Raw genomic sequence first — 2,627 nt, 5'->3', positions numbered from 1 at the left:
GCGGCGAGCTGTTCAGGAGAAAGCTGCTGCAAAACCGGACCAGCGCTGTGGTGCTGGCCAAGCGATGCGTGAAATATCTCTGTGAGCGCCTCATCATGGTGGGTGAGGTGGGTACGATATTGGGCTATCAAGGTGCGGTCCTGTGGAGGGAGTCCTCGCTCGCAGAATGCATGGTCATGCGTCATGATTTTCTCCTTTATTCCGCATCAAATGGCGGAAAACGGTTTTGCATGGTGCAGTTATGGACGTACCCAATCTGGTTCCAAGTTGCCTTGTTGGCTAAAGCGGATGGTGTGGTATACCCAGCCCAAGGCAAAGAGGGCGAGGTTTTGGTCGTAGTAGCGGGGGTTTTTCCCGTAGAGGCCGTTGGCGCGGTCGGTATCGGCGGTGAGGCGGAGCCACTGGTTTTCCACCTGGGGCTGCAAGTCTTTTTGCATCAGATAGGGGATCAGCGCGGCCGAGAAGCCGACGGGGCCGGTGCCGGTGGCGGCCCCGGTTTCCCGGTTCACGGCGACGGGGGGGAGCAGATGCGCCTGCAGGTAGTTCGCCATGCCGGAGACGCTGTGCAGGATGCCGGGGGCACCCGGGGTGTGGGGATTGCTCATCCCGGCCCACAGATAGACGCGGATGGCGTCGTAGCTCCCCAGGGGTCCCTCGGGGGCGACCGTGTAACCGCTGTTGGGGGTATAGGCGATCCAGTTCGGGGCGAAGCCGTGGGGTGCGGCGGCGGCGGCGATGAAATGGGGCAATTGCGCCGCCATGGCCCGCCACGGGCCGTGCGGGAGGGCGTGCGCCAGGCCTTCCAACACCGGCAACGGCATGTAGCTGGGGTTCAACACGTAGGTGTTGGGACTCGGATGGAAGCCCTGTTGCCCGGGCAGCAGCATCGGGCCCAGGCCGGGGAGCGTTGCCACCTCTTCGTCGGCGATGCGTTTGGCCAGCAGCGTGCCCAGGGCCGTATAGCTGGGGCGGTGCCACAAGTGGCCGGCCTGGATGAGGGTGTACGCGATCCACAAATCCGCATCGGCCGCCGAGTTGGGGTCGAGCACCCCCCATTGCTGATCCGGGCGCTTGCCCCAGCGCCAGGCGGGCAGATGGGCGGCGAGGCTGCCTTGGGCGAGGTTGTCCTGGGTCCAGGTCAGGATCTTCTGGAACAGGGGCTGATTATTGGCCGCCAAGGAAAAAAACAGGGCGTAGGACTGGCCTTCGGAGGTGGTAATGCCGCCGTCCTCGAAATCGATGACCCGGCCCTGGGGGTCGATAAATTTGGCCTGGTAGCTGGTCCAGAACTGCACCCAGGGGGCGGGATTGTGGTCCGGGGAGGCGGCGGGCTGCAGGGCACAGCCTTCCAGGGCGAAAAACAGGGCAAGGAAGCCCATGCTCCGGGCATGCCCGCGGATCCAGCGGCGCATCCCCGAGAGGCTGATGCCGACGGTGCGCGGCGGTTGTTGCCAGTGGCTAGGGGGCGTGATCCCTTTCATCCGTTTCATCCGTGGTCTCCTGTGCACAACGGGGCTTACTGATAACGGCCCATGTTGGTGACAAATTGCGCCGGCCGGAACGTGCGCGCCTGGCTGCCGCCGAAGACGTAGCGGATGTCGACCCCCGCCGTGGCTTGCTGGAACGCGGGGCTGGCCAGGTAGGAGGCGCCCGCATCGGCAAACCAGTGCGTGCTGAGTCGTTGGGTGACCTGGAGGTTGATCGAACCGGTGACGCTGCCCCCGGTCGAAGCGCCATAGGGCTGGGCCTGGGACAGGGGGGTGGACTGGAGCTGGGTCCGCAGCGGCGCAAAGCCGATATAGGGGCCTCCGGCCTGCCGCAGCCACTGATAACCAATGGCCGCGCTGACATTGAGCGCGCCCCCGTGCCACCAATGACTCGCGTTCCAGCTCAGGGACGGTTGCACCATCCACTGCGGACTGAAGTAGCCGCCATAGCCCGGGGAGGCAAAGTTCTCATTGTGGGTATAGGTTGCCGCATAGAGGGAAGGACCGATGGTTACCCACCAATCGCCAGCGGTAACCAGCGGTTGGGTCACCGCCAGATAGGTGGTCGCCCCGTAATTCGTTTCGATGTTCCGCCCGGTGATGGCGTTGAGGTGCAGGATGCCGAGATAGGACCAGCCATGTTTCCCGCCATCGAGAAAGCCGCTCGCGCCGATCTGGTTGCGGATGGCCGCTCCCCAGGAATAGGCGCTGGAAGTTCCGTCCGGGTAGGTGAAGGTTTCCTGCACGCCATTGTAGGAGAGGAGCGTTTGCCGCATGACGTTGCGCAGGACCTGGACGCTCCAGTTGCTCCCGCTTTGGGAGGAAGGGATGCCCGTGTAGCGCAGCAGCCCCTGCACCGTCCCGCCCCCGACGCTCGAAGGCGACGTCCAGCCCAGGGCGGCGCGCCAATGATGATGCGGTTCGTGGTCATCGATCCCCACCAGCACTTGTGGCAATTGCCAGACGTGGCCGGTGGCGGTGGCGCTGGCGACCTGCGTACCATTGCGGAACGGCAACTGCGTGGCATTGGGTTGACCGCCGTAGAGGTCGGGAGAAGACAGTTCGGCAAAGGCGGCCAGGTGCCAGTTGATGCCCCACTGGGCCTGCAGCGAGGGGAGATATTGGGTCATTTGGGTCATG

General features: G+C 64.2%; 3 protein-coding genes. All 3 read right to left on the bottom strand.

The genetic code is table 11. The annotated features are described in order from the left end of the window. Positions 1 to 185: hypothetical protein (locus tag ACYCUK_RS24285; RefSeq protein WP_461597144.1), on the bottom strand; the 185-nt coding region annotated here is incomplete at its 3' end. A 54-nt stretch (positions 186 to 239) separates the two neighbouring features. Further along, a complete protein-coding gene (gene bcsZ / locus ACYCUK_RS24280) occupies positions 240 to 1,490 on the bottom strand; it encodes a cellulose synthase complex periplasmic endoglucanase BcsZ (protein WP_461597143.1) in 1,251 nt (416 codons plus the stop codon). Between the two features lie 26 nt (positions 1,491 to 1,516). After that, positions 1,517 to 2,627 (bottom strand): cellulose synthase subunit BcsC-related outer membrane protein (locus ACYCUK_RS24275; RefSeq protein WP_461597142.1); only part of this gene is annotated, 1,111 nt, incomplete at its 5' end.

The sequence above is a fragment of the Thiomonas sp. genome (assembly GCF_054608695.1).
This window is presented reverse-complemented; position numbering and strand designations above follow the sequence as displayed.

Coding starts and splice junctions, on each gene's coding strand:
- bcsZ (WP_461597143.1), bottom strand. CDS start 1,490: ATGAAACGGATGAAAGGGATCACGCCCCCTAGCCACTGGCAACAACCG.